A 26,184-nucleotide genomic window follows, 5' to 3' on the forward strand; every position below is an offset into this window, starting at 1 on the left:
AGCATGCAACTTAATTCCACGGAAATCAGCGATCTGATCAAACAACGTATCGAATCTTTCGATATTGTTAGTGAAGCTCGCAACGAGGGTACTATCGTATCGGTAAGCGATGGTATCATCCGCATCCACGGCCTAGCGGACGTGATGCAAGGTGAAATGATTGAATTACCGGGTGGCCGTTATGCACTAGCACTTAACCTTGAGCGTGACTCGGTTGGTGCGGTAGTAATGGGCCCATATGCTGACCTTAAGGAAGGCATGAAAGTTACAGGTACTGGCCGCATTCTTGAAGTGCCAGTTGGTCCAGAACTACTAGGCCGCGTAGTAAACACGCTAGGTGAGCCTATCGATGGTAAAGGTCCAATCGAAGCGAAAATGACTTCGCCTGTAGAAGTAATCGCACCAGGTGTAATCGACCGTAAATCGGTAGACCAACCTGTACAAACTGGTTACAAATCAGTTGACTCAATGATCCCAATCGGTCGTGGTCAGCGTGAGCTAGTAATCGGTGACCGTCAGACTGGTAAAACAGCAATGGCGATCGACGCGATTATCAACCAGAAAAACTCTGGTATTTTCTCAATCTACGTAGCAATCGGTCAGAAAGCATCGACTATCGCTAACGTAGTTCGCAAACTAGAAGAGCACGGCGCGCTAGCTAACACTATCGTTGTTGTTGCATCTGCTTCTGAATCTGCAGCGCTTCAATACCTGGCGCCATACGCAGGTTGTGCGATGGGTGAATACTTCCGCGATCGCGGCGAAGACGCACTGATTGTTTACGATGATCTATCTAAACAAGCGGTAGCTTACCGTCAGATCTCTCTACTACTTAAACGTCCACCAGGCCGTGAGGCATTCCCGGGTGACGTATTCTACCTCCACTCTCGTTTACTAGAGCGTGCAGCTCGTGTAAGCGAAGAGTACGTAGAGCGTTTCACTAACGGTGAAGTGAAAGGTAAGACTGGTTCTTTGACTGCTCTTCCTATCATCGAAACTCAAGCAGGTGATGTTTCAGCATTCGTACCGACTAACGTAATCTCGATTACCGATGGTCAGATCTTCCTACAAACTGAGCTATTCAACGCAGGTGTACGTCCAGCGGTTGACCCAGGTATCTCAGTATCTCGTGTAGGTGGTTCGGCTCAGACGAAAATCATCAAGAAGCTATCAGGTGGTATCCGTACAGCACTAGCTGCATACCGCGAACTAGCAGCATTTGCTCAGTTCTCTTCTGATCTTGATGAAGCTACGAAGAAACAGCTAGACCATGGTCAAAAAGTTACAGAACTAATGAAGCAGAAGCAGTACGCTCCAATGTCTGTATTTGACCAAGCGCTAACTATCTTCGCAGCAGAGCGCGGTTACCTTGATAATGTAGAACTAAGCAAAGTTCTAGATTTCGAGGCGGCTTTACTATCGTACGCTCGCGGTCAATACGCTGAACTAGCAGCTGAGATCGACAAGTCTGGTGCTTACAACGATGAAATCGAAGCTCAGTTGAAGAAACTGACTGACGACTTCAAAGCAACCCAAACTTGGTAATTAGGTCGGTGGCAGTCTCTGTCACCAACTAACGGAGAGTAACGATGGCCGGCGCAAAAGAGATACGTAATAAAATCGGTAGTGTTAAAAGCACGCAGAAAATTACGAAAGCGATGGAAATGGTAGCAGCTTCAAAAATGCGTCGTTCTCAAGATGCAATGGAAGCTTCTCGTCCATACGCTGAAACAATGCGTAAAGTGATCGGTCACGTGGCTAATGCAAATCTAGAGTACCGTCATCCGTACCTAGAAGAGCGTGAAGCTAAACGTGTTGGTTACATCATCGTTTCGACAGACCGTGGTCTGTGTGGTGGTTTGAACATCAACGTGTTCAAAAAAGCCGTTACAGATATGAAAACATGGAAAGAGAAAGGTGCTGAAATTGAGCTGGCAGTAATTGGCTCGAAAGCAACAGCTTTCTTTAAACATGGTGGCGCAAAAGTTGCGGCACAGGTTTCTGGTCTTGGTGATAATCCAAGCCTGGAAGACCTAATCGGTTCTGTTGGCGTAATGCTAAAGAAATACGATGAAGGTGAACTGGACCGTCTATACGTAGTGTTCAACAAGTTTGTGAACACTATGGTTCAGCAACCAACGATCGATCAATTGCTACCTTTGCCTAAATCGGACAGCAAAGAAATGCAGCGTGAGCACTCATGGGACTACATCTATGAGCCTGAGCCAAAACCTCTACTGGATACGCTACTAGTGCGTTACGTAGAGTCTCAGGTATACCAAGGTGTGGTTGAGAACCTTGCTTGTGAGCAAGCGGCTCGAATGATTGCGATGAAGGCTGCAACGGATAACGCAACCAACTTGATTGAAGATCTAGAACTTGTGTACAACAAAGCCCGTCAGGCTGCGATCACACAAGAACTGTCAGAAATCGTTGGTGGTGCATCTGCGGTTTAAGCTTAGGTAAAACGAAATAGTTTAGAGGATTAACGATGGCTACAGGTAAGATCGTACAGATCATCGGTGCGGTAGTCGACGTAGAGTTCCCACAGAGCGATGTACCTAGTGTATATGACGCTCTAAACGTAACGGACTCAAAAGAGCGTCTAGTTCTTGAAGTTCAACAACAGCTAGGCGGTGGCGTAGTTCGTTGTATCGTAATGGGTAGCTCTGATGGTTTACGTCGTGGAGTTGAAGTAGTAAATACTGGCGCTCCAATTTCAGTACCAGTAGGTACTAAGACCCTAGGTCGTATCATGAACGTTCTAGGTGACGCGATTGACGAGCGTGGTGAAATCGGTGCAGAAGAGACTTACTCTATTCACCGTGAAGCACCAAGCTACGAAGAGCAATCAAACGAAACAGCTCTACTAGAAACTGGTGTTAAAGTAATCGACTTGGTTTGTCCATTCGCGAAGGGTGGTAAAATCGGTCTATTCGGTGGTGCAGGTGTAGGTAAGACCGTTAACATGATGGAACTTATCAACAACATCGCACTTCAACACTCAGGTCTATCAGTATTTGCTGGTGTTGGTGAGCGTACTCGTGAAGGTAACGATTTCTACTTTGAGATGCAGGAAGCGGGCGTTGTAAACGTTGAGAAGCCTGAAGAATCTAAAGTAGCGATGGTTTACGGTCAGATGAACGAGCCACCAGGCAACCGTCTACGTGTTGCACTGACTGGTCTAACAATGGCAGAACGTTTCCGTGACGAAGGTCGTGACGTACTTCTGTTCGTTGATAACATCTACCGTTACACGCTTGCAGGTACTGAGGTATCAGCACTTCTAGGTCGTATGCCTTCTGCGGTAGGTTACCAGCCAACTCTTGCAGAAGAGATGGGTGTACTACAGGAGCGTATCACGTCAACTAAGCAAGGTTCTATCACGTCTGTACAGGCGGTATACGTACCTGCGGATGACTTGACTGACCCGTCTCCAGCAACAACGTTCGCGCACTTGGATGCAACGGTTGTACTTAACCGTAACATCGCAGCAATGGGTCTATACCCAGCGATCGACCCACTAGATTCAACGTCTCGTCAGCTAGACCCGCTAGTAGTAGGTCAAGAGCACTACGACATCGCTCGTGGCGTTCAGCAGACACTTCAGCGTTACAAAGAGCTGAAAGACATCATTGCGATTCTAGGTATGGACGAGCTGTCTGAATCAGATAAGCAAGTTGTATCTCGTGCACGTAAGATTGAGCGTTTCCTAACTCAGCCTTACCACGTAGCGGAAGTATTTACAGGTGACCCAGGCGTTTACGTACCTCTTAAAGAGACTCTACGTGGCTTTAAAGGTCTACTAGCTGGTGAATACGACGACATTCCAGAGCAGGCATTTATGTACTGCGGTAGCATCGATGATGCTATTGAGAATGCTAAGAAGCTATAAGGCTAACTAGGAGGCGATATGGCACCAATAACCTTTCACCTAGACGTAGTAAGCGCTGAGAAACGTATTTTCTCTGGTCGTGTAGAAACGTTTCAGGTGACCGGTAGCGAAGGTGAGCTTGGTATTTTCCATGGCCATACTCCGCTTCTGACCGCTATTCAGCCTGGTATGGTGCGTATTGTGAAACAGCACGGCCACGAAGAGTTCATTTATGTCTCTGGTGGTATGGTCGAAGTTCAGCCGGGTACTGCTACAGTACTCGCTGATACTGCGATTCGTGGTGAAGATCTAGACGCAGCGAAGGCAGAAGAAGCTAAGCGTCGTGCTGAGGAGAATATCCAGAATAAGCATGGCGACATGGACTTCGCACAAGCGGCCAGTGAACTGGCTAAAGCCATTGCTCAGCTACGAGTTATCGAGCTGACTAAAAAGCGTCGCTAAGCTCAATTAGCAACGTTGCATGAAAAAGGCGGCCAAATGGTCGCCTTTTTGATTATTTTTCATTGGAAATTGACTTCTCGCCATTAACTTATCCCTTCAAGCTGTCTAAAATATCTGCCAACTACATAAAGAACGTCAATAGGTTATTAATGAAATTCAGTGCTGTAATTCTTGCTGCGGGAAAAGGAACCCGTATGTACTCGAACATGCCTAAAGTGCTACACACTTTGGCAGGCAAGCCAATGGCAAAACATGTGATCGATACATGTACAGGTCTGGGTGCGCAAAACATTCATCTGGTGTATGGACATGGTGGCGATCAAATGCAGCAAGTGCTTGCCGAGGAGTCCGTTAGCTGGGTACTGCAAGCCGAGCAGTTAGGGACAGGTCATGCGGTTGATCAGGCTTCAGCTCAATTCGAGGATGATGAAAAAGTCCTTATCCTGTACGGGGATGTACCACTGATTTCTGCGGAAACCATCGAGAGCCTGCTTGATGCGCAGCCAACAGGTGGTATCGCACTACTGACGGTTGTTCTGGATAACCCAACCGGTTATGGACGTATCGTGCGTAAGAATGGCCCGGTAGTGGCTATCGTTGAGCAGAAAGATGCGAGTGAAGAGCAAAAGCTGATTAAAGAAATCAACACTGGTGTAATGGTCGCAACAGGCGGTGATCTGAAACGCTGGTTGTCGGGTCTTAACAACAACAATGCGCAGGGCGAATACTACCTGACTGACATCATCGCAGCAGCACATGACGAAGGTCGTGCGGTAGAAGCGGTGCACCCAGTTAATGCGATTGAAGTTGAAGGCGTCAATGACCGTGCTCAGCTTGCTCGTTTGGAGCGTGCATTCCAATCCATGCAAGCGCAAAAGCTGCTGGAGCAGGGCGTAATGCTGCGCGATCCGACTCGTTTTGATCTACGTGGTGAGCTGCAATGTGGTATGGACTGCGAAATTGATGTCAACGTCATCATCGAAGGTTCTGTTTCATTGGGTGATAACGTCGTTATCGGTGCTGGCTGTGTGTTGAAAGATTGTGAGATTGATGACAACACCATCGTGCGTCCATACAGCGTGATTGAAGGTGCGACTGTTGGAGAGGATTGTACCGTGGGTCCATTTACTCGTCTGCGTCCTGGTGCTGATATGCGTAACGACTCTCACGTCGGTAACTTTGTCGAAGTGAAGAATGCTCGTATCGGTGCAGGTTCTAAAGCTAACCACCTGACTTATCTGGGCGACGCTGAAATTGGTCAACGCACTAACATTGGCGCTGGCACGATTACGTGTAACTACGACGGTGCGAACAAGTTCAAAACCGTGATCGGCAATGACGTTTTCGTTGGCTCGGACAGTCAGCTGGTGGCACCTGTGACTATCGCGGACGGCGCAACCATTGGCGCAGGTACGACACTAACCAAAGATGTAGCCGAAGGTGAGTTAGTAATTACTCGCGCGAAAGAACGCAGAATTACTGGTTGGCAGCGTCCAGTTAAAAAGAAATAACTCACGCTTTTGTTGATAAATTGAATCAAAGCCGCTCACAGTGAGCGGCTTTGTTGTATTTAACTCTCTTCTTCGCTAACAACGCGAGCATTGTCTGGGGTGGCAAAGTGCTTGACCAACTCTCTGTTCGACAAAATATAGCCAATCCATAAACCGCCCATGCAGATGACAATCGCGATACCAGTGATTGACTGAGCCTGACTGGCCATCGCGGCAACGAAAGCGCTGGCCAGACTGCTGACACAGATCTGCAGGCTATTTTGCAAACCCGCTGCTGTCGCCGGGCTTTGCTGAGCACTTTCCAGAGCTCGGTTGACCACGATGGGATAAAGCGCACCGTTTGCGACCGCGATAAGGCAGAAAGGTGCCAGAATTGGCCATATAGAGGTTAATGTCCATTGTGATGCGACGAACACCATTAGCGCCGCAACGCTAAACAAACCGATCAGCTGGCGTAAAACGTTTTTATCGCCATATTTGCGTACTCCCACTTTGCCCAGGTAGCCACCTGTCATAAAGGCGATGGTTTGGGGGATAAAGCTCAGGCCGATGTCCTTCGCTTCGTAGCCCAGTTGAGCCATGATTTCCGGCATACCGGTTAGGTAAGCAAAGAAAGCCGCTGATGCGGTGGCAAACATAATCACGTTACCGAGGTAAGTTTTCGACCCCAGCAGAGTTTTTATATCAGATGAGATGCTGGTTTGCTTTAGCTCCGCTTTTTCGTCTGTTTGCATCATGGTTGCGGCGACAAGTAGTACGCCCACCAGCGTTAACACGATAAAAATACTGTGCCAGCCAAAGTTGTCTGCAAGTAACACTCCTAATTGAGGAGCAAGAGCAGGAGACAGAGCGACCAGCGGCATGATGGTGGCGAAAATCTGCTGACTGCTGCTGGAGTAACGTTTAATGACCATTGCTTGCCAGATCACAGCAGGTGCGCATACACCGATCGCCTGAACAAATCGGAGAGTCAGTAATTGCCATACTTGATCGCAGAACGCCAGACCGAATGAAGCAAGAGTAAATACGACTAAACCCGCAGCCAGAGTATTTCGATGACCAAACTTATCTGAAGCCAGCCCCCACATAAGCTGACCAAATGCCATCCCGCCTAAAAATACGGTCAAAGACAGGGCGATTTGTTCCGGCCCTGTCGCAAAGTCTGCTTCCATTGCTTTAAATGCTGGCAGGTACATGTCTGTGGCGATGAAGCCAAGCATTGATAACACTGCAAGATAAACGAGTTGTAGTTTTGATATTTTCATTATTAACCAATCAAATTATTTAATTACTTTTTAATCAATATCAGTTGGCGCCAACCCTGATTTATTTACCTTTTCATTCTATTTTTCGATTTATAAAAAATAAAACGTTAAAATTATTGGTTATCAATCAAAAAATTTGAAAGGTTAATGGTGATGTTTTCCAAATCTTCGTTAGAAATGCTCGATACCGTTGCCCGGTTAGGCAGTTTTACTGCGGCGGCTGAAGTTCTGCACAAAGTGCCTTCAGCAATCAGTTATGGTGTGCGTCAGGTCGAGCAAGATTTGGATGTAGTGCTGTTTCGCCGCTTGCCAAGAAAGGTCGAGCTAACCCCTGCTGGGGAGCTATTTATGGCAGAAGCGCGCGCTTTGTTACGCCAAATGGAAGAGGTGAAAGCACAGACACGCCGTGCAGCACATGGCTGGCAAACAACCCTGAAGCTGACGTTGGATAACGTTGTGAAATTGGAAAAGCTAAAGCCTCTGGTGGAAGACTTTTATCGTGAGTTTGAATTTGCCGAATTGCAGATCAATATGGAAGTGTTTAATGGCTCGTGGGAAGCGATTGCCCAGGGGCGGGCAGATATCGTGGTTGGTGCGACGAGTGCCATTCCTGTTGGCGGTGATTTCGAAGTCAGAGACATGGGGACGCTGGACTGGGCATTTGTCATGTCGCCAGCGCATCCCTGCGTGCGTCAGCAGATATTAACCGAAGCGTTTGTCAGCCAGTTTCCTGCTATCTGTCTGGATGATACGTCTAGTGTATTACCCAAGCGTCATACCGGTCACTATGCTAAGCAGCGCCGCTTATTACTGCCTAACTGGTATGCCGCGATTGAGTGTCTGAAAAATGGGGTAGGTGTGGGGTACATGCCGCGTCATATTGCGACACCATTGATCAATGAAGGTGTACTGGTGGAGAAAGTGCTGGCGGACGACAAGCCACTAAGTCGATGCTGTTTGGTGTGGCGTAAAGATGAAAGCCATAAGTTGATCCAATGGATGGTCGATTATTTAGGATCGTCTCATCAATTACATCAGGACTGGCTTCAGTCATAAAAAAACACCTCACGTTTGCGAGGTGTTTTTTAAAGCAGTTACGATAAGAAGAACTTGTAGGATGGGTTATCCGTTTCGTCTTTGCACTGATAGCCTAGTTCACGTAAATGTGCAGAAAACTGGGCTAAATCGCTTTCATCTAACTCGAAACCACACAGAACACGTCCGTAATCTGCACCATGGTTGCGGTAGTTAAACAGACTGATGTTCCAGTGAGTACCGAGTGTGCTCAGGAATTTCAGCAGCGCTCCCGGATATTCTGGAAACTCAAAGCTATACAAACGCTCTTTCAGTTTTTTCGATGGTTTGCCACCGATCATATAGCGAATGTGTAGCTTCGCCATTTCATCGTCGGATAAGTCCACCACTGGATAGCCACCTTCACGCAGATCGCGAATAATGTGTTCCAGCTCTTCCTGACCACCTTGAAGTCGAACACCGACAAAGATGTTCGCCAGTTCGTCATCATTGTAACGGTAGTTAAACTCAGTGACTGCACGGCCGCCAATCAGGTTACAAAACTCAAAGAAAGCACCTTGGCGTTCTGGAATCGTAACGGCCAATAAGCCTTCACGTTTTTCACCAAGTTCACAACGTTCGGAGACATAGCGTAAGCCGTGGAAGTTGGTGTTGGCACCAGACAACACCGTACTGAGGTTTTTGCCTTTAAGCTGATTCTTTTCGGCAAATTTTTTCAGTCCCGCCAAAGCTAAAGCGCCGGATGGTTCCGCAATTGCACGAGTATCTTCAAAGATGTCTTTGACTGCAGCACAAATTTCATCGCTTGATACGGCTACATGACCATCAATGTATTTCTGACAGAGACGGAATGTTTCCTCACCGATGCGTTTTACAGCCACACCATCTGCAAACATACTGACCTGATCCAGCACCACTGGTTCACCTGCATCTAAGGCCGCTTTCAAACATGAAGAGTCTTCAGGTTCGACAGCAATTACTTTGATTTCCGGCATCAGTTGCTTAACCAGTACCGCTACGCCCGCAGCTAAGCCACCACCGCCAACCGGTACAAAGATGTAATCAAGGTGACCATTTTGCTGCAGCATCTCCATGCCAATGGTGCCCTGACCCGCAATCACTAACGGGTGATCAAAGGGAGGCACAAACGTATAGCCGCATTCTTCAGCCAGACGTTCTGCTTCGGCCTTGGCTTCATCAAAGTTGTTGCCATGCAGCACGACATTACCACCAAAGCTTCGCACCGCATCCACTTTGATATCTGGCGTTGTCTTTGGCATCACGATGGTGGTTTTGATGCCTAGCTTGGAGCCTGAAAGTGCCATGCCTTGCGCATGGTTACCTGCCGAAGCCGCAATCACGCCCGCCGCTTTTTGCTCTTCAGATAAGCTTGCCACCATGTTGTAAGCGCCGCGCAGCTTGAATGAGTGAACTGGCTGACGGTCTTCACGTTTGATCTGCACGTTATTGCCAATCCTTGAAGAAAGGCGGGGCATATCTTGTAGCGGTGTGACCGTAGCGACCTCATAAACTGGCGCACGCAGGATCTGACGCAGATAGTCTGCGCCAGTTTGATTCACTTTCTTTTCGGGTTGAGATTCCATCATTGCTAGCCCTCTAGCTTAGATTTGTCTCGTACTGCACCTTTGTCAGCACTGGTTGCCATGCTGGCGTACGCTTTAAGTGCAAGAGAAACTTTACGTTGACGGTCTGCAGGTTTCCAGCCAAGTTCATCTTGTTTTGCACGCCGCTCTGCAAGTTCTTGTTCAGAAACCTCAAGTGAGATACTGCGATTAGGGATATCAATAGCAATCAAGTCACCGTTCTTCACCAAACCAATCGCACCACCGTTTGCAGCTTCCGGAGAAGCGTGGCCGATAGACAAACCTGATGTACCACCAGAGAAGCGGCCATCAGTCAGTAGCGCACATTCCTTACCCAGACCCATCGATTTCAGGTAAGTGGTTGGGTAGAGCATCTCTTGCATACCCGGGCCGCCTTTTGGTCCTTCGTAACGAATCACGACGACATCACCCGCTTTCACTTTGCCACCAAGAATGCCATCTACTGCATCTTCCTGACTTTCAAACACGATTGCCGGGCCGGTAAATTTGAGGATGCTTGCGTCCACACCTGCGGTTTTAACGATACAGCCATCCAGCGCGATATTACCTTTAAGTACTGCAAGACCACCGTCTTGGCTAAAGGCATTCTCTTTGGTACGAATACAGCCTTCTGCGCGGTCATCATCCAATGTATCCCAGCGACAATCTTGTGAGAACGCCTGAGTGGTACGGATGCCTGCAGGACCTGCACGGTAGAATTTTTTCACTTCTTCCGAATCGGTCAGCATGATGTCGTATTGTGCTAGTTGCTCTTCCCAATTAAGGCCCAGAACTGTCTTGGACTGGTTATTTAAAAGCCCCGCGCGGTTCAGCTCACCAAGAATACCAATGACACCACCAGCGCGGTGGACGTCTTCCATGTGGTATTTCTGTGTAGATGGGGCAACTTTACATAGATGCGGCACCTGACGAGACATACGGTCGATGTCCGTCATGTCGAAATCGACTTCACCTTCTTGAGCAGCGGCTAGCAGGTGCAGAACCGTGTTGGTTGAGCCACCCATGGCGATATCGAGTGCCATCGCGTTTTCAAACGCGGCTTTGGTCGCGATATTACGTGGTAGGGCTGTTTCGTCGTCTTGCTCGTAGTAACGCTTAGTTAGTTCAACGATGCGTTTACCTGCGTTGACGAACAACTCTTTACGGTCCGCGTGAGTTGCAAGCAGAGAACCGTTACCAGGTTGAGACAGACCCAGAGCTTCGGTCAGACAGTTCATTGAGTTTGCGGTAAACATACCTGAACACGAGCCACAAGTCGGACACGCTGAGCGTTCGATCTGTTCGCTTTGCTCATCAGATACTTTTGGATCCGCACCTTGGATCATTGCGTCAACCAAGTCGAGTTTGATGATCTGATCAGATAGCTTGGTTTTACCCGCTTCCATTGGGCCGCCAGAAACGAAGATAACCGGGATGTTAAGGCGCATTGACGCCATCAGCATCCCCGGAGTGATTTTGTCACAGTTAGAGATACACACCATGGCATCTGCACAGTGAGCGTTAACCATGTATTCCACTGAGTCAGCAATCAGCTCACGTGAAGGTAGAGAGTAAAGCATGCCTCCGTGACCCATTGCGATACCATCATCTACGGCGATGGTGTTAAATTCTTTTGCAATACCACCTGCAGCTTCAATCTCTTTAGCAACAAGTTGGCCTAAATCTTTCAGGTGTACGTGGCCCGGTACAAATTGAGTAAACGAGTTCACTACGGCGATGATTGGCTTACCGAAATCTTCTTCTTTTACGCCTGTTGCGCGCCATAGCGCACGAGCTCCCGCCATGTTACGACCATGTGTGGTGGTTGCTGATCTATATTTTGGCATTTCTTAATTCCTTCTTACTTCTGCTCTGGGTACACACAGTCTAATCAGCCCACTTTTTTCTGTAGCGCTGTTAAATAGGCCATCGTAGGCCTCTTGCAGTAGTTTAATGAGTGGGCCGCGTTTGGCGCCGCCCAGTTCCATTTAATTCGATGGTTACATCAGGTACAGCTTTGGTTTCAACTACCGTTTTCGTTATAAAAAAAGCAAATAAATCCGATAGTCAGCGCTGCCATCCTTACGCATTTACGTGTTGTTGCAAGTTATGATTTGGCAGTTCATCGTTGCGGATTTTTAGAACCTCAACTTTACGAACATCCCATAACTTTTCAATTTGGTTGATCAAAAAGGAGATAGGTCGATCGCTGTCGACGATGATCTCTACGCTGGCTACTCTACTTTCGTGGTTCTGAGTCGCTGCCACTTGTTTGATCACAAAGCCGCGGTGACGAATCACACGTAAAACACGCTCTAACAGCACCGGTTTGTCATCGGCTTTGATGTCGAGTAAATATCTGTCCATGTGAGTGTCTCCTACGTATTTTCCAACATATCACTGTTTGATGCGCCAGGTGGCACCAACGGCCACACGTTTTCTTCTTCGTCGATTAAAACGTGAAGCATATAAGCGGTTTTGCTTTCTAACATCTCTTTAAGTGCGGGTTCCACTTCTTCTTTCTTAGTGATGGTTTTTCCCGGAATATCGAATGCTTTTGCCAGCATCACGAAATCTGGGTTGTCATCAAGGATGGTTTCGCTGTGTCGACCATCGAAGAACAGGGACTGCCACTGGCGTACCATGCCAAGACGTTGGTTGTTAAGAAGAACAATCTTCACCGGGATTTGGCGGCGCTTGAGTGTACCTAACTCCTGCACGTTCATCATGAATGAGCCGTCACCAGAGATAAGGATAGACTGATCATCCGGACGCGCGACTGCTGCGCCCATTGCAGCTGGCAGACCAAAACCCATAGTGCCCAGACCTGCTGAGGTGATGAAGTTTTGTGGATCACGTGGCTGGATATGCTGCGCTGCCCACATCTGGTGCTGACCTACGTCTGTTGAAACCATGGCGCTATCCGGCATCATGTCAGATAACTGCTTAAGTAACAGTGGAGCATAGATAAGTTCGCCAGGATGGTCGTAGCGCCACTTGAAGCCGCTGCGTAAACTTTCACTGTGGTGAACCCATGGAGAGATGTCTTGGGTCAGTTCTAGCTGAGGAAGAATGGTATTGATATCACCACGTAGCGGTGCGTTAGCGTGGCGCAGCTTGTGAATTTCTGCTGCATCGATATCGATGTGAATCACTTTCGCGTTTGGTGCAAATGTATCAAGTTTGCCTGTCACGCGGTCATCAAATCGCGCACCCACTACGATTAATAGATCCGCTTCCTGAACGACAAGGTTGGCGGCTTTAGTGCCGTGCATGCCCAACATACCCAGGTAGTGAGGGTCATGACGTTCAATCGTGCCGAGACCTTTCAGAGTGCTTACCGCTGGCATTGGATTCAGGCGTAAGAACTCTCGTACTGCATGGGTTGCTTTTGCAAGCTGAACACCGCCACCAACATAGAGCACTGGACGAGTAGACGCTGCCAGTACTTCTTGTGCGCGTTGGATGTCTTCAGTGCTGACATCTTCGATTGCTGGTGCAACGTATGGAGGCAGTAATTCTGTTGGTGCTTTTGCAAGCTGAACATCTTTGGCGATATCGACAATGACTGGACCCGGACGCCCCGTTTTTGCGACTTCAAACGCTTCTGCTAGGGTAGGAGCAAGATCTTCAATCTCAGTCACCAGGTAGCTGTGTTTCGTACAGGCTAGTGACATACCAATCACATCCATTTCCTGGAAAGCGTCAGTACCGATATGAGAGCTGGCAACCTGACCTGTAATGGCAACCAGAGGAACTGAATCAAGAAATGCATCGGCAAGGCCGGTAACTAGGTTGGTGGCGCCAGGGCCGGAAGTTGCCATACAAACGGCAACATCTTGAGTTGAGCGTGCCATTCCGATGGCGGCCATAGCAGCCCCTTGTTCATGACGGCATAAGATGTGTTCTACACCTCCGTCATACAAGGCATCGTAGATTGGCATGATGGCTCCACCAGGATAACCAAACACGGTCTTGATGCCTTGCTGTCTTAAAGCGGCTACGACAAGTTGTGCACCAGTCATCGTAAACCTCCTTTGCTACGTTGTGGCTCGTAGCTATCACCATGTGTATTGCACATTATGTGCACTCCCATTCTTCCCGTTAAACTGTCCAAGGGTTAGACAGATGACAACTTGTAGTTGTAAAAAAACCCCCGGACTTTTCAGTGCGGGGGTTTCTTGTAATTTGTGGTTATCTTTCGCCCACAATACCCCGCGTGGTGCCAATAATGACCACGATAATCAGGGCTAGCAGTGAGTTAATGTAAGCGAATAGATTCATCTGTCTGTCGTTCTTTCGTAATTTAGTTAAAAAGCGTTGTGTAATGTTCTACGAAATTGTTTGCGTCACTAGTGGTATCACACAAATCCTCTGCATGACAAGCAAAAAGTCATTCTTTTTTCACATTAACTCTCAATTTAGACGCGGTATATAACATAACTACTTAGAAAAACATTTGTTTATATACTGTTCAATAATTCGAGGCGAATATGGGGCTGGCAATCATTCATAGTCGGGCAAGTGTCGGGGTTGAAGCGCCGGCAGTTAGTGTGGAAGTGCATATCAGTAATGGCATGCCGGGTTTTACTCTGGTTGGGCTGCCGGAAACCACCGTAAAAGAATCCAAAGATCGGGTACGCAGTGCGATCATTAATTCTAACTTTCAGTTCCCGGCAAAGCGAATTACCGTCAATTTGGCTCCGGCTGATTTACCTAAAGAGGGGGGACGCTTTGACCTTCCTATTGCATTAGGGATTTTGGCGGCGTCGGAGCAAATAGCGACAGATAAGCTCAAAAACTATGAATTTGTTGGTGAGTTAGCGTTATCTGGAGGGTTAAGACCAGTAAAAGGTGTGCTGCCTGCGGCTTTGGCTGCGAACAAAACTCAGCGCCATTTGGTGGTTCCGCATGCGAATGGTGATCAGGCTGCGCTGGTGGGAAAAGAACAGCATAGGTCAGCGCAATCTTTATTGGAGGTTTGCGCTGAGTTATGCGGCCAACATCGACTTAATCTTTATCAGGCTCCGAAGTGGATTGCGCCGGACTCTAATGGCCGAGATTTGCAGGACATCATCGGTCAACAACAGGGAAAAAGGGCGTTGGAGATAGCGGCGGCTGGAAACCACAATCTGCTGTTTTTAGGCCCACCCGGTACAGGAAAAACCATGCTAGCCTCGCGATTGTGTGATTTGTTACCGGAAATGAGTGACGAAGAAGCGATGGAAACAGCGTCGGTGGCGTCTCTGACTCAGAGTGATATTAACGAGCATAACTGGAAATCAAGACCATTTCGTTCTCCGCATCACTCCAGTTCGATGGCGGCGTTGGTTGGTGGTGGTTCGATACCCAGACCGGGTGAAATCTCACTGGCTCACAACGGATTGTTGTTTCTGGATGAAATGCCGGAGTTTGACCGAAAAGTACTGGACTCGCTGCGCGAACCCCTCGAATCTGGGGAGATCATCATCTCTCGGGCTCAGGGTAAAACCCGCTTTCCGGCCCGCTTCCAGCTGGTGGGTGCACTTAACCCCAGTCCAACAGGCTACTATGAAGGGAATCAAGCTCGTACTAACCCACAAGCCATTTTACGCTATTTGGGGCGCTTATCGGGACCGTTGCTCGACCGATTCGATATGTCGCTAGAAATTCCTGCGTTGCCAAAGGGAACGCTGTCAGAAGGTGGTGATCGAGGTGAGCCTACCTTAGTCGTTAAGGAGCGGGTCAATCATGCTCGTGTGCGGATGTTAAATCGCAGCGGGAAGGTAAATGCTCTGCTTGGCAGCCGTGAGATCGAAACGTTTTGCCCACTACAAAAGAGTGATGCCGAGTTTCTCGAGACGGCTTTGCACCGGCTTGGTTTATCTATTCGCGCCTATCATCGCATTATTAAAGTCGCACGTACTATTGCGGATCTTGAAGACGCCGGTCAAATAGAGCGCTCCCATCTGGCGGAAGCGCTCGGATATCGCGCGATGGACCGATTACTGAAACAGCTGACTGCTCAGGCTGTGTAATCAAGTCATCAGCCTCTCAAAGAGCGGGCTAAAAGCGATAGCTGAAACCCAACGAGAATAGGTATTCCTTCTCGTCGTAGAAGGTGATATTTGAGTCAGTTTGGCTATAAGCTGCGAACGAAATAAACGACCAGTTTTGCCAGTCAAATACATTGCGGTATTCATATGCGGCGAACAGACCAATAATGTCGTTACTGCGTTTTTTGCTAAAAGTCTGGCTTTTAGATTGATAGTCCTGGAGTGTGTAATCGGCGGTGAGAGCAAGGCGGTGGCGATTGATAAACTTAAACCAGCTCAGCTCAAACCCATATGAGTCAAAGGATTCGGCTTTACCATCGGCATCTTGGTTGATGTATGTAATCGCGGGTTGCAGTATAGATGTACTATCGAGTGAAATTCGGTAATCACCTTTGACGTAGTAAATATCCGCATCGCGAGCCAGCGTGCGATCGGTGACTTCTTCGTTATCAATTTCTTTGTCGGCATAGGCAAGGTCGAGGTTAAAGTTTTCATCAACCAACCCTTTAAGCTGGAAGCGATAAGCGTTACCACCTTCATCGGTTGTGCGTCGAGCCACGCCTACCTGATACGGATTACGCCAGGTTTCTCCTTGTAATATGGTTGGCAGGTAAGATACATCGAGTATCGTGCCTGACGGTAATTGGTATTGATAACCTAACTGAAAAGCAAGTGTGCCTATGGCGATATCTGAACGGGTCGTACCCGCATACACTTGTTGGTTGAGTTGCTTGCCGAAGGTATAAGCGATGTTACCCAGAGGAGCAGCGACAACCGAGCTATCGCTGTCACCACTTTTATCCAGCGAATCGATGGTTTTGCTGTTATCGGTGTTAAAGTTAGATTCTGACGTAACAAATGCCGCGTTAAGTGCAATCTCTCCGCTGAACCCAGCGGTTTCTGCAAGCTGAGCCTGAGCTGAACTTACGACAAGGGCCAAAGTTAATAGGGTGAGCCTGGGTATCATTCAAAATCTCCTTATTAGTGAATGAATTGTTCAAACCGAGGGGGATTGATATAAGTTATAGCAATAGATTCGCAGATAAAACAAAGGGGAACTGATGAAGCTCCCCTTTATTATGATTTAGACAGAATTACTTAAGTTCGAGTAAGTAGTTTACCAGAGCAAAATACTCATCCATCGTTTTGATGCTCTGTGCTTGCACTAGGTACTTGTTGTTTACAATCACAGCCGGAACGCCCGTCAGGCCGCTGTCTTCAAACTGTTTGTCCATACGGCGAACCATGGAATCGACGGCAAAACCTTTAAATGCTGAGTCAAATTTGTTGGCATCCACCCCTTCATCTAAGAAGATTTGACGCAATTCTGCATCATCGCGTGGCGCTTTACGCAGATTGTGGATACGGTTAAACATCACCGGAACCATTTTGTCTTCAATCTTAAGTGCTACCATGGTTGCAAATGCTTTGCTCATTGAAGGACCCATGTTGCCGCCCATGAAAGACACATGGTTTTTTTGCAGCTTCACACCTTCAGGCAGCTTTTGCTTAAGTTGCTGAATGATTGGTTCAAACGAATTACAGTGAGGGCAGTAGAATGAGAAAAACTCAGTGACGACAGGCTTATTCGATGCCTCTAGATCCAATACCTTGTAATGTTCACCTTCTTTGAATTGCGCTGCCTGTGCCGAGAGGCTCAGCATCAGCATAGAAAACAGTGCGAACAGCTTTTTCATCTAAATATCTCCATTTTTTAATTATTTGGCTGACTTTACCATTGAGGCATTAAAGAAAGGGGCGCTTCTTCCAAGTTAGCAATCTGCTCTTTAAATGCAAGGACCTGACCCTCCCAGTATTTTGGCTCATTAAACCATGGGAATGCCAACGGAAATGCAGGGTCATGCCAACGTTTTGCTAACCATGCCATGTAATGCACCATTCGTAGACCGCGAAGTGGCTCAATTAGTTTCAATTCTGCTGAGTTAAAATCACAAAACTCCTGATAGGCTTCCAAAACGATATCCAACTGCATCAGTTTATCTTGCCTATCACCATTCAAAAGCATCCACAAATCTTGTACTGCGGGCCCGTTACGGGCGTCATCTAAGTCGACGAACATCGGACCATCACGCCAAAGGATATTCCCCGGGTGGCAGTCACCATGCAGACGAATGACATTGAAACTATCCTGCCAGTGGTTTTCGATGGATTTGATTAGCAAGTCTAAATCATTGAAAAAGCTATTTTCCAGATGCATCGGAATCATGTTCGAGCTTTGCAGAATCTCTCTAGGCTGGTATAGGTATTCTTGTAAGCCGATGCTTGGTCGATGTTGAAAGGTCTTTCTGCTGCCAACTTTATGGATACGACCGAGGAATCTTCCAACTCCTTCCAGTTGATCTAAATTATCTACTTCGAACTGACGCCCGCCGACGCTTTCAAACAGCGCAAAGCCGTAACCTTTGTAATGATGTAAAGTCTGGCCATTGAGTAAAACTGGTGGTGCGACAGGGATTTCGTTTTCGATCAGTTCTAGAGTGAAGTCGTGTTCTTCCTGAATCTGCTCGTTGCTCCAACGTTCCGGGCGATAGAATTTCACGACGTAACGGCGACGCTCTTCATCAGTAAACTGATAGACGCGGTTTTCATAACTGTTGAGAGGGAGAAAGCCAGATTCTGCGCGAATACCGATGCTTTCTAACGCATACCACATGAAATCTGGGGTAAGGGCGTCAAAGTTAAACGTACCTTGGGACATATAAATAAAAAGGCTCATTGCTGAGCCTTTTTCCATTAGTCATCGAAGCTGGAATCAGAGTTTCTTGATAAACCGGCTTTCCACTTCGATGGTAAAATCGTTGCTCTTATCGGTGAGTATAAACTGAATTGTGGTGATCGCAGAGTTTAGCTTGTCAGGATCTGCGCCAAGACTCATTGGTAAGTTCAGAACTTCACCGGGTTGCACCTGAATGGTCTGTTTACCGTACCAGCTCACATCATTCAAGCCTTTAACGTCAAGATTGTATTCCTGTACCTGTTGGGTCTTGTTGATCACCTTAAGCGTATAAGTGTTTTCGACTTCTCCCGAGCTATTGACGCGGAACAGCTGGTTACGGTCACGAATCACGCTCATTCCCGCAGGGTCGACGGAGGCAATCTGAGCAAAAAATAAGCCGATCATGATCAGGAATACCGCACCATAACCAAGCAGCTTAGGACGCAAAACTTTGGTGTTTTTACCTGATAAGCGGTGCTCTGTGGTGTAGTTGATCAGCCCTTTCTCATAACCCATGCGATCCATGGTTTGGTCACAGGCATCAATACAGGCGCCGCAGTTGATGCATTCATACTGTAAGCCATCACGAATATCGATACCCGTCGGACACACTTGTACACATAGGTCACAGTCAATACAGTCACCCAAGCCAAGTTGTTTCGGATCTGCCTTACGAGAGCGCGGACCGCGTTGTTCACCGCGCTTGGTGTCGTAGCCAACGATGAAGGTATCTTTGTCGAACATCGCAGACTGGAAACGTGCGTAGGGGCACATGTGAATACACATGATAGAACGCATCCAGCCTGCATTACCGTAGGTACAGACAGCAAAAAACATTACCCAGAAAACTGGCCAGAAGCTGGAACTAAAAGTAAAGAAATCGATCACGAGTTGCTTCATTGGCACGAAGTAACCGACAAAAGTAAAACCAGTTATGAGTGCAATCGCAAACCAGGCGATGTGTTTGAGCGTTTTACGCATTACCAGGTTGGTGGTTAACTTGTTGGCGTCTTGTTTGCGACGCTTATTGGCGCTGCCTTCGAGTTTCTCTTCAAACCAGATGTACATGAAAGTCCAGACGGTTTGTGGGCACAGATAACCACACCAGACCCTGCCTAAAAAGGTGGTGATAAAGAACAGGCCAAATGCTCCGATAACAAACAGCAGAGCGAGCAGGGTGAGGTCTTGCGGATAAAGCGTGGTGCCAAAAAAGTTAAACTGCTGATTACCAATATCAAGCAAAATAGCCTGACGTTCCCCGTAAGGGATCCATGGTGTCAATGCGAACAGTAGCAGCAAAAACCAGCCACCGTAGCGTCTCAGTTTTTGATAGGTTCCTTTACTTTCACGTACATAGATACGATTGCTAGGGTTAAAACGATCCCCGTCACCTTTATGAGTTTTTGGGTTAAAGGTTTTGGGAGTCACATCTTTAATATCAATCTTATCCTGACTCATGCACTCATCCTTCTTAGGCTTTTTATAATGTACGGCGTCATTTCTGGTGATGTCGCTCGATGACATTGCTATTTGTTAACTATTTTAGTTAATACTGATAAACGGCGATTATACGATCAATAACATTTCCTTTTCTTTAACGCAGTCAATGTTTAACAACAAAAATCAGTACAGTTAACCTGATAATCGTCTGAACAGTTAACGCTTTCTTTTATCTCACGTATTCAGTTGCAAAAAAGCGACTCAAATGAGTCGCTTAAGAGAGTAGGCGTTGTCTTAGCGCTTTATTTGATGATGCCACGGGCGCGTAAAATAGCGGTCTTGAAGTCGTCTTCCTGATCTTTTTTCAAACCAGGGATCATTTCATCTTTACTGCTGTTACGCATTTTCAGGTGGTAGATCAGCACATCATCGGTGAGATCTTCAAGCTTCCCCTTATAACCCGCTTCTTGTGCCAGTTTTACAATGAACGGCAGCAGGTTCATGTCTTGATCTTTATGCCATTCCGGCTCTAATAGTTCGAGTAGTTCTTCGATACGATGACACTTCATTTTCCTTTCTCCACAGAATTTATAGGTGTAATTGGATCTAAAGGTATCAAATTGCATGGAGAAGACAAATAGATGAGAGCTAAGATGAATAGAAAAGAAAAAGCGCAGCTGATGCCGCGCTTTTTATTAAGCTGCTTTGATAACTTTGGACGGAGCTTTCGGGGTTACCGCGTTTTTCTCAACCATTGTCATAGCCGGCGCAACTTGACGTGCCGTTGGTGCAGCAGCAAAACCACTGCGGCGGCGCATTGCACTACTATTGGTGTGTGCGAACCTGACTGTTGTTGGGCGCATTCAATTACCTAACTGCCAGGCATATCCATTGCCGATGTTATGACCTGAATCACTATGAGCAAACTTCAAATACCAAAAAGCTTCGCTCTTTTGGCTCTCGCCAATCCAGTTAATGAGTCAGGATTAACGATATGCATACATATCAGTTGTTAGGTTAGCACCCTTGTTATAATTGGTCGATACTTGAACAGCTGAATTCTTGCGAATTTGTTAAATTTGCTAGCGAATGAATACAAAAATTTGTTTTGATCCCCTGATCAGCAGTAGTAGTATGAGATCTCGACAAAGGAGGTGTGTATGTCATTTTTAAAGAAGACACTTGCAAGTTTTGGGATCGGCAGCGCTAAGGTCGACTCAGTTCTTAATCAGGATGTGATATACCCCGGTCAAAGTGTGGATGTGTCAATCCATGTTTATGGTGGCTCAACAGAACAAAAGATCGATAACATCGACCTGAAACTCTGCTGCCGCTATATCGCAGAAGCGCCTGATGACAGGGGATCTCGAGAAGGACACAACATGCGTCGAGTGCCGCAAACTCATATCCTGGCTGAGTGGAGCCTCCCTTACTCGTTTGTTATACATTCCACAGAAGAACGTACCTTTGATGTTAAGCTTGATGTTCCCTGGAATACTCCCGTTACCATCGGTGATGCGAAAGTGTGGCTGGAAACAGGCTTAGATGTTGCTGCAGCGCTTGATCCCACAGACAAAGATATCCTTACGATTAGGCCTGATCCGCTTATGGATGCGATCTTATCGGCATTTGAAGCGCAGGGCCTACGTATCCGCCAAGTCGAATGTGAAGAGGTAAAGGGTTTCGATCTGCCATTTGTGCAGGAATTTGAATTGGTACCGACCGATGGCCCGTATCATGGCGTATGGCGTGAACTCGAATTTGTTGCGCATCGCAGCGAAGAAGAATTGAAATTGTGGTTTGAAGTGGACCGTACGCGTAGCGGCGCTGGAGGTATGCTGGCGAGTTTGCTGGGCAGTGGTAAGTTGAATAGAGAGCTGACGATTCCGGTGACGACCAGCCCTGAAGAAGTCGGAGACCTTGTACTTAATTTTCTGGAACAAACTACTGCGACGCACGGTGCTGAGTTTTAGCTAACACGTGTACGCTTAATGTGCCATACTAGAGTGAAAATACACACTCTAGTATAGGTGCAGTCATGTCTTCGCCACACCAACCTGAATACAGTCAAAGTGAAGAGTTTGTTAATTCTGTCACTCACGGAATCGGGATGATATTGGGTATTGTCGGCCTGATTCTGCTGTTAATCCGATCGTTAGATCAACAAGCTGATACTCTGACGATAACCAGTATGGCGATCTACGGGTCCAGTATTATCGTGCTGTTTCTCGCTTCAACGCTCTATCATGCGATTCCGCATCCAAAAGCCAAACGCTGGCTGAAAACGTTTGATCACTGTGCGATCTACCTATTGATTGCGGGTAGTTACACGCCATTTTTGCTGGTGAGCTTACGTACGCCGCTGGCTATTGGGCTGATGATCGTGATTTGGACGATTGCTCTCATTGGTATCATCATGAAAGTGGCATTTATTCACCGCTTCAAGAATTTGTCGCTTACGACCTATTTAGTCATGGGCTGGCTATCTCTGATTGTGATTTATGAGTTGGCTATTACGCTGGATATCGGTGGTTTGACGCTACTTGCGGTGGGTGGTTTGATCTATTCTCTTGGCGTCATTTTTTACGTGGCGCAGCGCATTCCATTCAACCACGCAATTTGGCATGGTTTTGTTCTGGCTGGCTGTGTCTGCCACTTCTTTGCGATTTATTACTTTGTTGAGCCGATTTAACTGTTGGTTTGTTAACAAGGGCTAAATCGGCTCATTTTTAGCGAGTTTGCACTTCTACGACTTTTGCAGAAAACTGGTATTGTGCCGATTGCGGCACTGCCAGTTTGATGTGCTTACCTTGCTCTGCTTGTTGCGGGCGAAGGTAAGTATCGGCCATACGTTTAATGGACTGCCAAACGATGACCTTTTCTTTTGCCAGTGCTTTACCCGACATATCGAACACCTGAACTTCGACTTCAATCTGAATCACCGACTGAGAACTCTGGTTGGTGATGGAGGTCGGTAAAATCAGCTCACCACCTTGGTAGCTTGCAGAGCCAATCAAAATATCCACACCAAAATCAGACAACTGCATGGTTGGCTTTTTCGCATTGACGATCAGTGTCGTTCCGACGGTTTTCTCTACAACGGGAATCGTCGTAATCGCTGGTGTTGCTGATATTTCATTCGGAGCGGTTACTGCTTTGCCTTTGGGTGCGGTGCTCTTAATTACATATTCCCAAGTAAAGTCATCATTTAATTTTACTTCTCGTCCATCCGCTAAGGTAACGACCTCGGCGGCATATACCGATGTAGTAGCCAGCAGGGTTGCCAAAGTAATCCACGTTTTCATTGTTGTACCTTTTGTTTTATAGCCTCAGCCTCTAACGGCGCCAGAATGCCGGGAAGAACAAGACAAGAATAGTCAGAATTTCCAGACGTCCCATCAACATCCCAAAGCTTAACAGCCATTTTGCAGTATCGGGTAATAGGGCGAAGTTACCCGTCGGGCCAATCACTGGTCCCATACCAGGACCAACATTTGCGACTGCTGTAATGGAACCCGAGATGCTGGTGATGGGATCTAAACCTAGCGCACTTAAGCCGCCAGCAATAACGATGATGGTGATAAAGAACGTCAAAACAAACGCAACCACTGAACGTACAATATCGTCGTTGACAGGGCGTTGGTTGTAGCGTTGGACAAACACACCTGAAGGATGAACCAGTTTCAGCATCTGCTTGTTCAGCAGTGACATTGCTACCTGGAAGCGGAATATTTTGATCCCGCCAGAGGTTGAACCTGAGCAAGCTCCTGCAACCATTAAGAAAGCAAACAGTGTGGTTGGTAGTGCGCCCCAAGAGGTGAAGTCTTCTAAGCCAAAGCCCGTTGTTGTCACAACCGATACGATGTTGAACATCGATACACGCAGCGCATCCAATAGGGTATAGCCATCTCGGATAACCAGCCAAGCCGCAATGACCAGACTTGAGAAAATGAACAGATAGGCAAAACCACGCACCTGCGCATCTTTAAGCAGGATATCAATTCTGCGTTTACGTAAAGCGGCGACAAACAGCAGAAACGGTAAACCACCCAGGAACATAAACGTAGTTGCTACCCAGTGAGCACCATTCGAAAAGTGATTCATCGAGCCGTCAGAAGTCGAGTAACCACCAGTCGACAGGGTGGTAAACGAGTGGTTGATCGCCTCAAATAGGCTCATGCCTGTCAGTATGTAACCGCCAATGCAAAGCCCGGTAAGTATCAGATAAACCAGCACGATGTTTTTCGCCACGGTTTTGGCTCTTGGGCTACTTTTATCTGACCAGTCGGAAGACTCGGTTTGGAACAGCTTCATACCACCGACGTTTAACATGGGCAGGATAGCTACCGCCATAACGATAAAGCCGACGCCACCAAGCCATTGCAGAATTGAGCGCCACAATAAGATACTTGGCGCCATCTCATCTAAGCCGCTCAACACCGTAGAACCGGTTGTGGTGATTCCTGACATGGTTTCGAAATAGGCATCGGTAAAACTGATGTGGTTGATGAATACAAAAGGCAGCGCTGCAAATGCACTGGATATGCTCCAAACCAGACTGGTTATCAGGAACATATCGCGTACACTGAGTTTGAAATTGGTCGTTCGACCCACTGTCAGGCAGATAAACGCAGCAACATGGGTGATTACAACCGCTTGGGCGAAGTCGAGGAATCCGCCCGTACCTGTGAAGAATGCGACCAAAGTAGGCACGTACATGAAAAGGGCCAGTTTGGATAAAACCAGCCCGATAACAAACAGTACGGGACGTAAGTTGACCATAAAAGAGTCCTAGAGGAAAAATGGGCTCGGTTGGAACAGAGCTTCGACGTCTGGTACGTACTTTTTGTCGACCAGGAACATCACGACGTGATCATCTTGTTCGATGACTGTACGGTCATGAGCAATGAGCACCTCTTCGCCACGAACGATTGCGCCGATGGTTGTGCCCGGCGGCAGTTTAATATCACCAATCGCTCGGCCAACTACTTTTGAAGTGGTTTCGTCACCGTGGGCAACGGCTTCGATTGCTTCAGCGGCACCGCGACGCAGAGACGATACGTTAACAATATCAGCGCGGCGAACGTGAGTCAGAAGTGCGGAAATGGTTGCCTGCTGAGGCGAAATAGCCACATCAATTACACCACCTTGCACGAGGTCGACATAGGCACCGCGCTGAATTAACACCATTACCTTTTTCGCGCCCATACGTTTTGCCAGCATGGCTGACATGATGTTGGTTTCATCTTCGTTGGTCAGGGCAATAAATACATCGACTTGGTCGATATTTTCTTCGGTTAGCAATTCCTGATCAGCCGCATCACCACAGAATACAATGGTATTGCCAAGTTGCTCTGACAGTTGTTCTGCTCGTTGGTAATTACGCTCGATTAATTTCACGCTGTAGGTCTGTTCTAAGCGTTTTGCTAAGCTTGCACCGATATTACCACCACCGACAATCATAATACGACGGTAAGGCTTCTCAAGGCGCTGTAGCTCACTCATCACTGAGCGGATATGATTACTTGCCGCGACAAAGAACACCTCATCGTCTGCTTCAATGATGGTCGTGCCTTGCGGACGAATTGCACGGCCTTGACGGAAGATCGCCGCCACACGAGTGTCAATGTGAGGCATATGCTCGCGCAGTGCGGATAGCGCGTTACCCACCAACGGTCCGCCATAATAGGCTTTTACGGCAACCAGGCTGACTTTCTGTTCAGCAAAGCTCACTACCTGTAGTGCACCAGGGTACTGGATCAGACGCTCTATATAGCTAGTTACCAGTTCTTCCGGTGCGATAAGGTGATCGACTGGGATGGCACCAGACTTAAACAATGCTTCTTTTTCTGCCAGATACTCTGGGGAGCGGATACGTGCAACACGGTTAGGTGTGTTAAACAGAGTGAAGGCAACCTGACATGCCGCCATATTGGTTTCGTCAGTGTTGGTTACTGCAACCAGCATGTCGGCATCTTGTGCGCCAGCTTCGTGCAACACATCCGGGTGACTCGCATGGCCGTTGACCACACGCAGGTCATATTTGTCCTGCAGTTCACGCAGACGGTCAGTGTTGTTGTCGACGATGGTGATATCGTTGTTCTCACCAACCAGGTTTTCTGCCAGTGTGCCGCCAACCTGACCAGCACCAAGAATAATGATCTTCATACTCTGTTCTCGTTATCTGAAAAAGGCGATTGAATGACTCCAATCGCCCTATT

23 protein-coding genes are annotated in these 26,184 nt (G+C 47.4%); 9 read left to right on the plus strand and 14 right to left on the minus strand.

Annotated features, from left to right (window positions below; translation table 11 throughout):
• The first annotated feature begins 3 nt into the window (after nt 1-3).
• From atpA to glmU, 5 genes are all read left to right on the plus strand, one after another.
• Nucleotides 4-1,545, plus strand: a complete 1,542-nt coding sequence (atpA, locus tag ACWYU8_RS20160) for a F0F1 ATP synthase subunit alpha (protein WP_457521532.1) — start codon at nt 4-6, stop codon at nt 1,543-1,545.
• Between the two features lie 44 nt (nt 1,546-1,589).
• Nucleotides 1,590-2,456 (plus strand): F0F1 ATP synthase subunit gamma, encoded by an 867-nt coding sequence (gene atpG / locus ACWYU8_RS20165; RefSeq protein WP_457521533.1) that lies wholly within the window; start codon nt 1,590-1,592, stop codon nt 2,454-2,456.
• A 35-nt stretch (nt 2,457-2,491) separates the two neighbouring features.
• A complete protein-coding gene (gene atpD / locus ACWYU8_RS20170) occupies nt 2,492-3,895 on the plus strand; it encodes a F0F1 ATP synthase subunit beta (RefSeq protein ID WP_457521534.1) in 1,404 nt (467 codons plus the stop codon).
• Nucleotides 3,896-3,913: 18 nt separating this feature from the next.
• A complete protein-coding gene (locus tag ACWYU8_RS20175) occupies nt 3,914-4,336 on the plus strand; it encodes a F0F1 ATP synthase subunit epsilon (RefSeq protein ID WP_457521535.1) in 423 nt (140 codons plus the stop codon).
• 149 nt (nt 4,337-4,485) lie between these two features.
• Nucleotides 4,486-5,847, plus strand: coding sequence for a bifunctional UDP-N-acetylglucosamine diphosphorylase/glucosamine-1-phosphate N-acetyltransferase GlmU (glmU, locus tag ACWYU8_RS20180; RefSeq protein WP_457521536.1), 1,362 nt, complete (start codon nt 4,486-4,488; stop codon nt 5,845-5,847).
• Between the two features lie 59 nt (nt 5,848-5,906).
• Here the strand turns inward: glmU and punC are convergent, their stop codons facing one another.
• Nucleotides 5,907-7,112 carry a purine nucleoside transporter PunC gene (gene punC, locus ACWYU8_RS20185; protein ID WP_457521537.1) on the minus strand — a complete coding sequence of 402 codons (1,206 nt, stop codon included), beginning with the start codon at nt 7,110-7,112 and terminating at the stop codon, nt 5,907-5,909.
• 153 nt (nt 7,113-7,265) lie between these two features.
• On the opposite strand from punC, the gene punR reads away from it, so the two are divergent.
• Complete coding sequence (punR, locus tag ACWYU8_RS20190; RefSeq protein ID WP_457521538.1) at nt 7,266-8,168, plus strand: DNA-binding transcriptional activator PunR; 903 nt, start codon at nt 7,266-7,268, stop codon at nt 8,166-8,168.
• Between the two features lie 38 nt (nt 8,169-8,206).
• Here punR and ilvA read toward each other — a convergent pair whose 3' ends face one another.
• The 4 genes from ilvA to ilvG all read right to left on the minus strand — a co-directional run bounded on the left by ilvA (nt 8,207) and on the right by ilvG (nt 13,776).
• Entirely contained in the window at nt 8,207-9,754 is a 1,548-nt protein-coding gene (ilvA, locus tag ACWYU8_RS20195) for a threonine ammonia-lyase, biosynthetic (RefSeq protein WP_457521539.1), read from the minus strand.
• Between the two features lie 2 nt (nt 9,755-9,756).
• Complete coding sequence (ilvD, locus tag ACWYU8_RS20200) at nt 9,757-11,598, minus strand: dihydroxy-acid dehydratase (protein WP_444496094.1); 1,842 nt, start codon at nt 11,596-11,598, stop codon at nt 9,757-9,759.
• A gap of 235 nt (nt 11,599-11,833) precedes the next feature.
• A complete protein-coding gene (ilvM, locus tag ACWYU8_RS20205; protein ID WP_457521540.1) occupies nt 11,834-12,118 on the minus strand; it encodes an acetolactate synthase 2 small subunit in 285 nt (94 codons plus the stop codon).
• A gap of 11 nt (nt 12,119-12,129) precedes the next feature.
• Entirely contained in the window at nt 12,130-13,776 is a 1,647-nt protein-coding gene (ilvG, locus tag ACWYU8_RS20210; protein ID WP_457521541.1) for an acetolactate synthase 2 catalytic subunit, read from the minus strand.
• 468 nt (nt 13,777-14,244) lie between these two features.
• Between ilvG and ACWYU8_RS20215 the strand changes: the two genes are divergently transcribed.
• Nucleotides 14,245-15,768 (plus strand): YifB family Mg chelatase-like AAA ATPase, encoded by a 1,524-nt coding sequence (locus ACWYU8_RS20215; RefSeq protein ID WP_457521542.1) that lies wholly within the window; start codon nt 14,245-14,247, stop codon nt 15,766-15,768.
• Between the two features lie 28 nt (nt 15,769-15,796).
• Here ACWYU8_RS20215 and ACWYU8_RS20220 read toward each other — a convergent pair whose 3' ends face one another.
• From ACWYU8_RS20220 to ACWYU8_RS20245, 6 genes are all read right to left on the minus strand, one after another.
• Nucleotides 15,797-16,753, minus strand: a complete 957-nt coding sequence (locus ACWYU8_RS20220) for a DUF2860 domain-containing protein (RefSeq protein ID WP_457521543.1) — start codon at nt 16,751-16,753, stop codon at nt 15,797-15,799.
• Nucleotides 16,754-16,880: 127 nt separating this feature from the next.
• Nucleotides 16,881-17,483 (minus strand): thiol:disulfide interchange protein DsbA/DsbL, encoded by a 603-nt coding sequence (locus tag ACWYU8_RS20225; protein WP_457521544.1) that lies wholly within the window; start codon nt 17,481-17,483, stop codon nt 16,881-16,883.
• A gap of 35 nt (nt 17,484-17,518) precedes the next feature.
• Complete coding sequence (locus tag ACWYU8_RS20230) at nt 17,519-18,505, minus strand: serine/threonine protein kinase (RefSeq protein WP_457521565.1); 987 nt, start codon at nt 18,503-18,505, stop codon at nt 17,519-17,521.
• A gap of 54 nt (nt 18,506-18,559) precedes the next feature.
• Nucleotides 18,560-19,981, minus strand: coding sequence for a cytochrome c oxidase accessory protein CcoG (ccoG, locus tag ACWYU8_RS20235; protein ID WP_457521545.1), 1,422 nt, complete (start codon nt 19,979-19,981; stop codon nt 18,560-18,562).
• Nucleotides 19,982-20,265: 284 nt separating this feature from the next.
• A complete protein-coding gene (locus tag ACWYU8_RS20240) occupies nt 20,266-20,532 on the minus strand; it encodes a YihD family protein (protein WP_457521546.1) in 267 nt (88 codons plus the stop codon).
• 126 nt (nt 20,533-20,658) lie between these two features.
• Entirely contained in the window at nt 20,659-20,826 is a 168-nt protein-coding gene (locus ACWYU8_RS20245) for a hypothetical protein (RefSeq protein WP_457521547.1), read from the minus strand.
• A gap of 297 nt (nt 20,827-21,123) precedes the next feature.
• Here ACWYU8_RS20245 and ACWYU8_RS20250 point away from each other — a divergent pair, with 297 nt between their 5' ends.
• Together ACWYU8_RS20250 and trhA are read left to right on the plus strand one after the other, a co-directional pair.
• Nucleotides 21,124-21,936 carry a sporulation protein gene (locus tag ACWYU8_RS20250; protein WP_457521548.1) on the plus strand — a complete coding sequence of 271 codons (813 nt, stop codon included), beginning with the start codon at nt 21,124-21,126 and terminating at the stop codon, nt 21,934-21,936.
• A gap of 65 nt (nt 21,937-22,001) precedes the next feature.
• Nucleotides 22,002-22,655 carry a PAQR family membrane homeostasis protein TrhA gene (gene trhA / locus ACWYU8_RS20255; RefSeq protein WP_457521549.1) on the plus strand — a complete coding sequence of 218 codons (654 nt, stop codon included), beginning with the start codon at nt 22,002-22,004 and terminating at the stop codon, nt 22,653-22,655.
• A gap of 37 nt (nt 22,656-22,692) precedes the next feature.
• Here the strand turns inward: trhA and ACWYU8_RS20260 are convergent, their stop codons facing one another.
• From ACWYU8_RS20260 to trkA, 3 genes are read right to left on the minus strand one after another with little or no spacing between them, the layout of a single operon-like run.
• Nucleotides 22,693-23,268 carry a DUF3157 family protein gene (locus tag ACWYU8_RS20260; protein ID WP_457521550.1) on the minus strand — a complete coding sequence of 192 codons (576 nt, stop codon included), beginning with the start codon at nt 23,266-23,268 and terminating at the stop codon, nt 22,693-22,695.
• Nucleotides 23,269-23,299: 31 nt separating this feature from the next.
• Nucleotides 23,300-24,745 (minus strand): TrkH family potassium uptake protein, encoded by a 1,446-nt coding sequence (locus ACWYU8_RS20265; RefSeq protein WP_457521551.1) that lies wholly within the window; start codon nt 24,743-24,745, stop codon nt 23,300-23,302.
• A gap of 9 nt (nt 24,746-24,754) precedes the next feature.
• Nucleotides 24,755-26,131 (minus strand): Trk system potassium transporter TrkA, encoded by a 1,377-nt coding sequence (gene trkA / locus ACWYU8_RS20270; RefSeq protein WP_457521552.1) that lies wholly within the window; start codon nt 26,129-26,131, stop codon nt 24,755-24,757.
• Nucleotides 26,132-26,184: the final 53 nt, after the last annotated feature.

The organism is Vibrio limimangrovi (assembly GCF_054064025.1).

Coding starts and splice junctions, on each gene's coding strand:
- atpA (WP_457521532.1), top strand. CDS start 4: ATGCAACTTAATTCCACGGAAATCAGCGATCTGATCAAACAACGTATC.
- atpG (WP_457521533.1), top strand. CDS start 1,590: ATGGCCGGCGCAAAAGAGATACGTAATAAAATCGGTAGTGTTAAAAGC.
- atpD (WP_457521534.1), top strand. CDS start 2,492: ATGGCTACAGGTAAGATCGTACAGATCATCGGTGCGGTAGTCGACGTA.
- ACWYU8_RS20175 (WP_457521535.1), top strand. CDS start 3,914: ATGGCACCAATAACCTTTCACCTAGACGTAGTAAGCGCTGAGAAACGT.
- glmU (WP_457521536.1), top strand. CDS start 4,486: ATGAAATTCAGTGCTGTAATTCTTGCTGCGGGAAAAGGAACCCGTATG.
- punC (WP_457521537.1), bottom strand. CDS start 7,112: ATGAAAATATCAAAACTACAACTCGTTTATCTTGCAGTGTTATCAATG.
- punR (WP_457521538.1), top strand. CDS start 7,266: ATGTTTTCCAAATCTTCGTTAGAAATGCTCGATACCGTTGCCCGGTTA.
- ilvA (WP_457521539.1), bottom strand. CDS start 9,754: ATGATGGAATCTCAACCCGAAAAGAAAGTGAATCAAACTGGCGCAGAC.
- ilvD (WP_444496094.1), bottom strand. CDS start 11,598: ATGCCAAAATATAGATCAGCAACCACCACACATGGTCGTAACATGGCG.
- ilvM (WP_457521540.1), bottom strand. CDS start 12,118: ATGGACAGATATTTACTCGACATCAAAGCCGATGACAAACCGGTGCTG.
- ilvG (WP_457521541.1), bottom strand. CDS start 13,776: ATGACTGGTGCACAACTTGTCGTAGCCGCTTTAAGACAGCAAGGCATC.
- ACWYU8_RS20215 (WP_457521542.1), top strand. CDS start 14,245: ATGGGGCTGGCAATCATTCATAGTCGGGCAAGTGTCGGGGTTGAAGCG.
- ACWYU8_RS20220 (WP_457521543.1), bottom strand. CDS start 16,753: ATGATACCCAGGCTCACCCTATTAACTTTGGCCCTTGTCGTAAGTTCA.
- ACWYU8_RS20225 (WP_457521544.1), bottom strand. CDS start 17,483: ATGAAAAAGCTGTTCGCACTGTTTTCTATGCTGATGCTGAGCCTCTCG.
- ACWYU8_RS20230 (WP_457521565.1), bottom strand. CDS start 18,505: ATGTCCCAAGGTACGTTTAACTTTGACGCCCTTACCCCAGATTTCATG.
- ccoG (WP_457521545.1), bottom strand. CDS start 19,981: ATGAGTCAGGATAAGATTGATATTAAAGATGTGACTCCCAAAACCTTT.
- ACWYU8_RS20240 (WP_457521546.1), bottom strand. CDS start 20,532: ATGAAGTGTCATCGTATCGAAGAACTACTCGAACTATTAGAGCCGGAA.
- ACWYU8_RS20245 (WP_457521547.1), bottom strand. CDS start 20,826: ATGCGCCCAACAACAGTCAGGTTCGCACACACCAATAGTAGTGCAATG.
- ACWYU8_RS20250 (WP_457521548.1), top strand. CDS start 21,124: ATGTCATTTTTAAAGAAGACACTTGCAAGTTTTGGGATCGGCAGCGCT.
- trhA (WP_457521549.1), top strand. CDS start 22,002: ATGTCTTCGCCACACCAACCTGAATACAGTCAAAGTGAAGAGTTTGTT.
- ACWYU8_RS20260 (WP_457521550.1), bottom strand. CDS start 23,268: ATGAAAACGTGGATTACTTTGGCAACCCTGCTGGCTACTACATCGGTA.
- ACWYU8_RS20265 (WP_457521551.1), bottom strand. CDS start 24,745: ATGGTCAACTTACGTCCCGTACTGTTTGTTATCGGGCTGGTTTTATCC.
- trkA (WP_457521552.1), bottom strand. CDS start 26,131: ATGAAGATCATTATTCTTGGTGCTGGTCAGGTTGGCGGCACACTGGCA.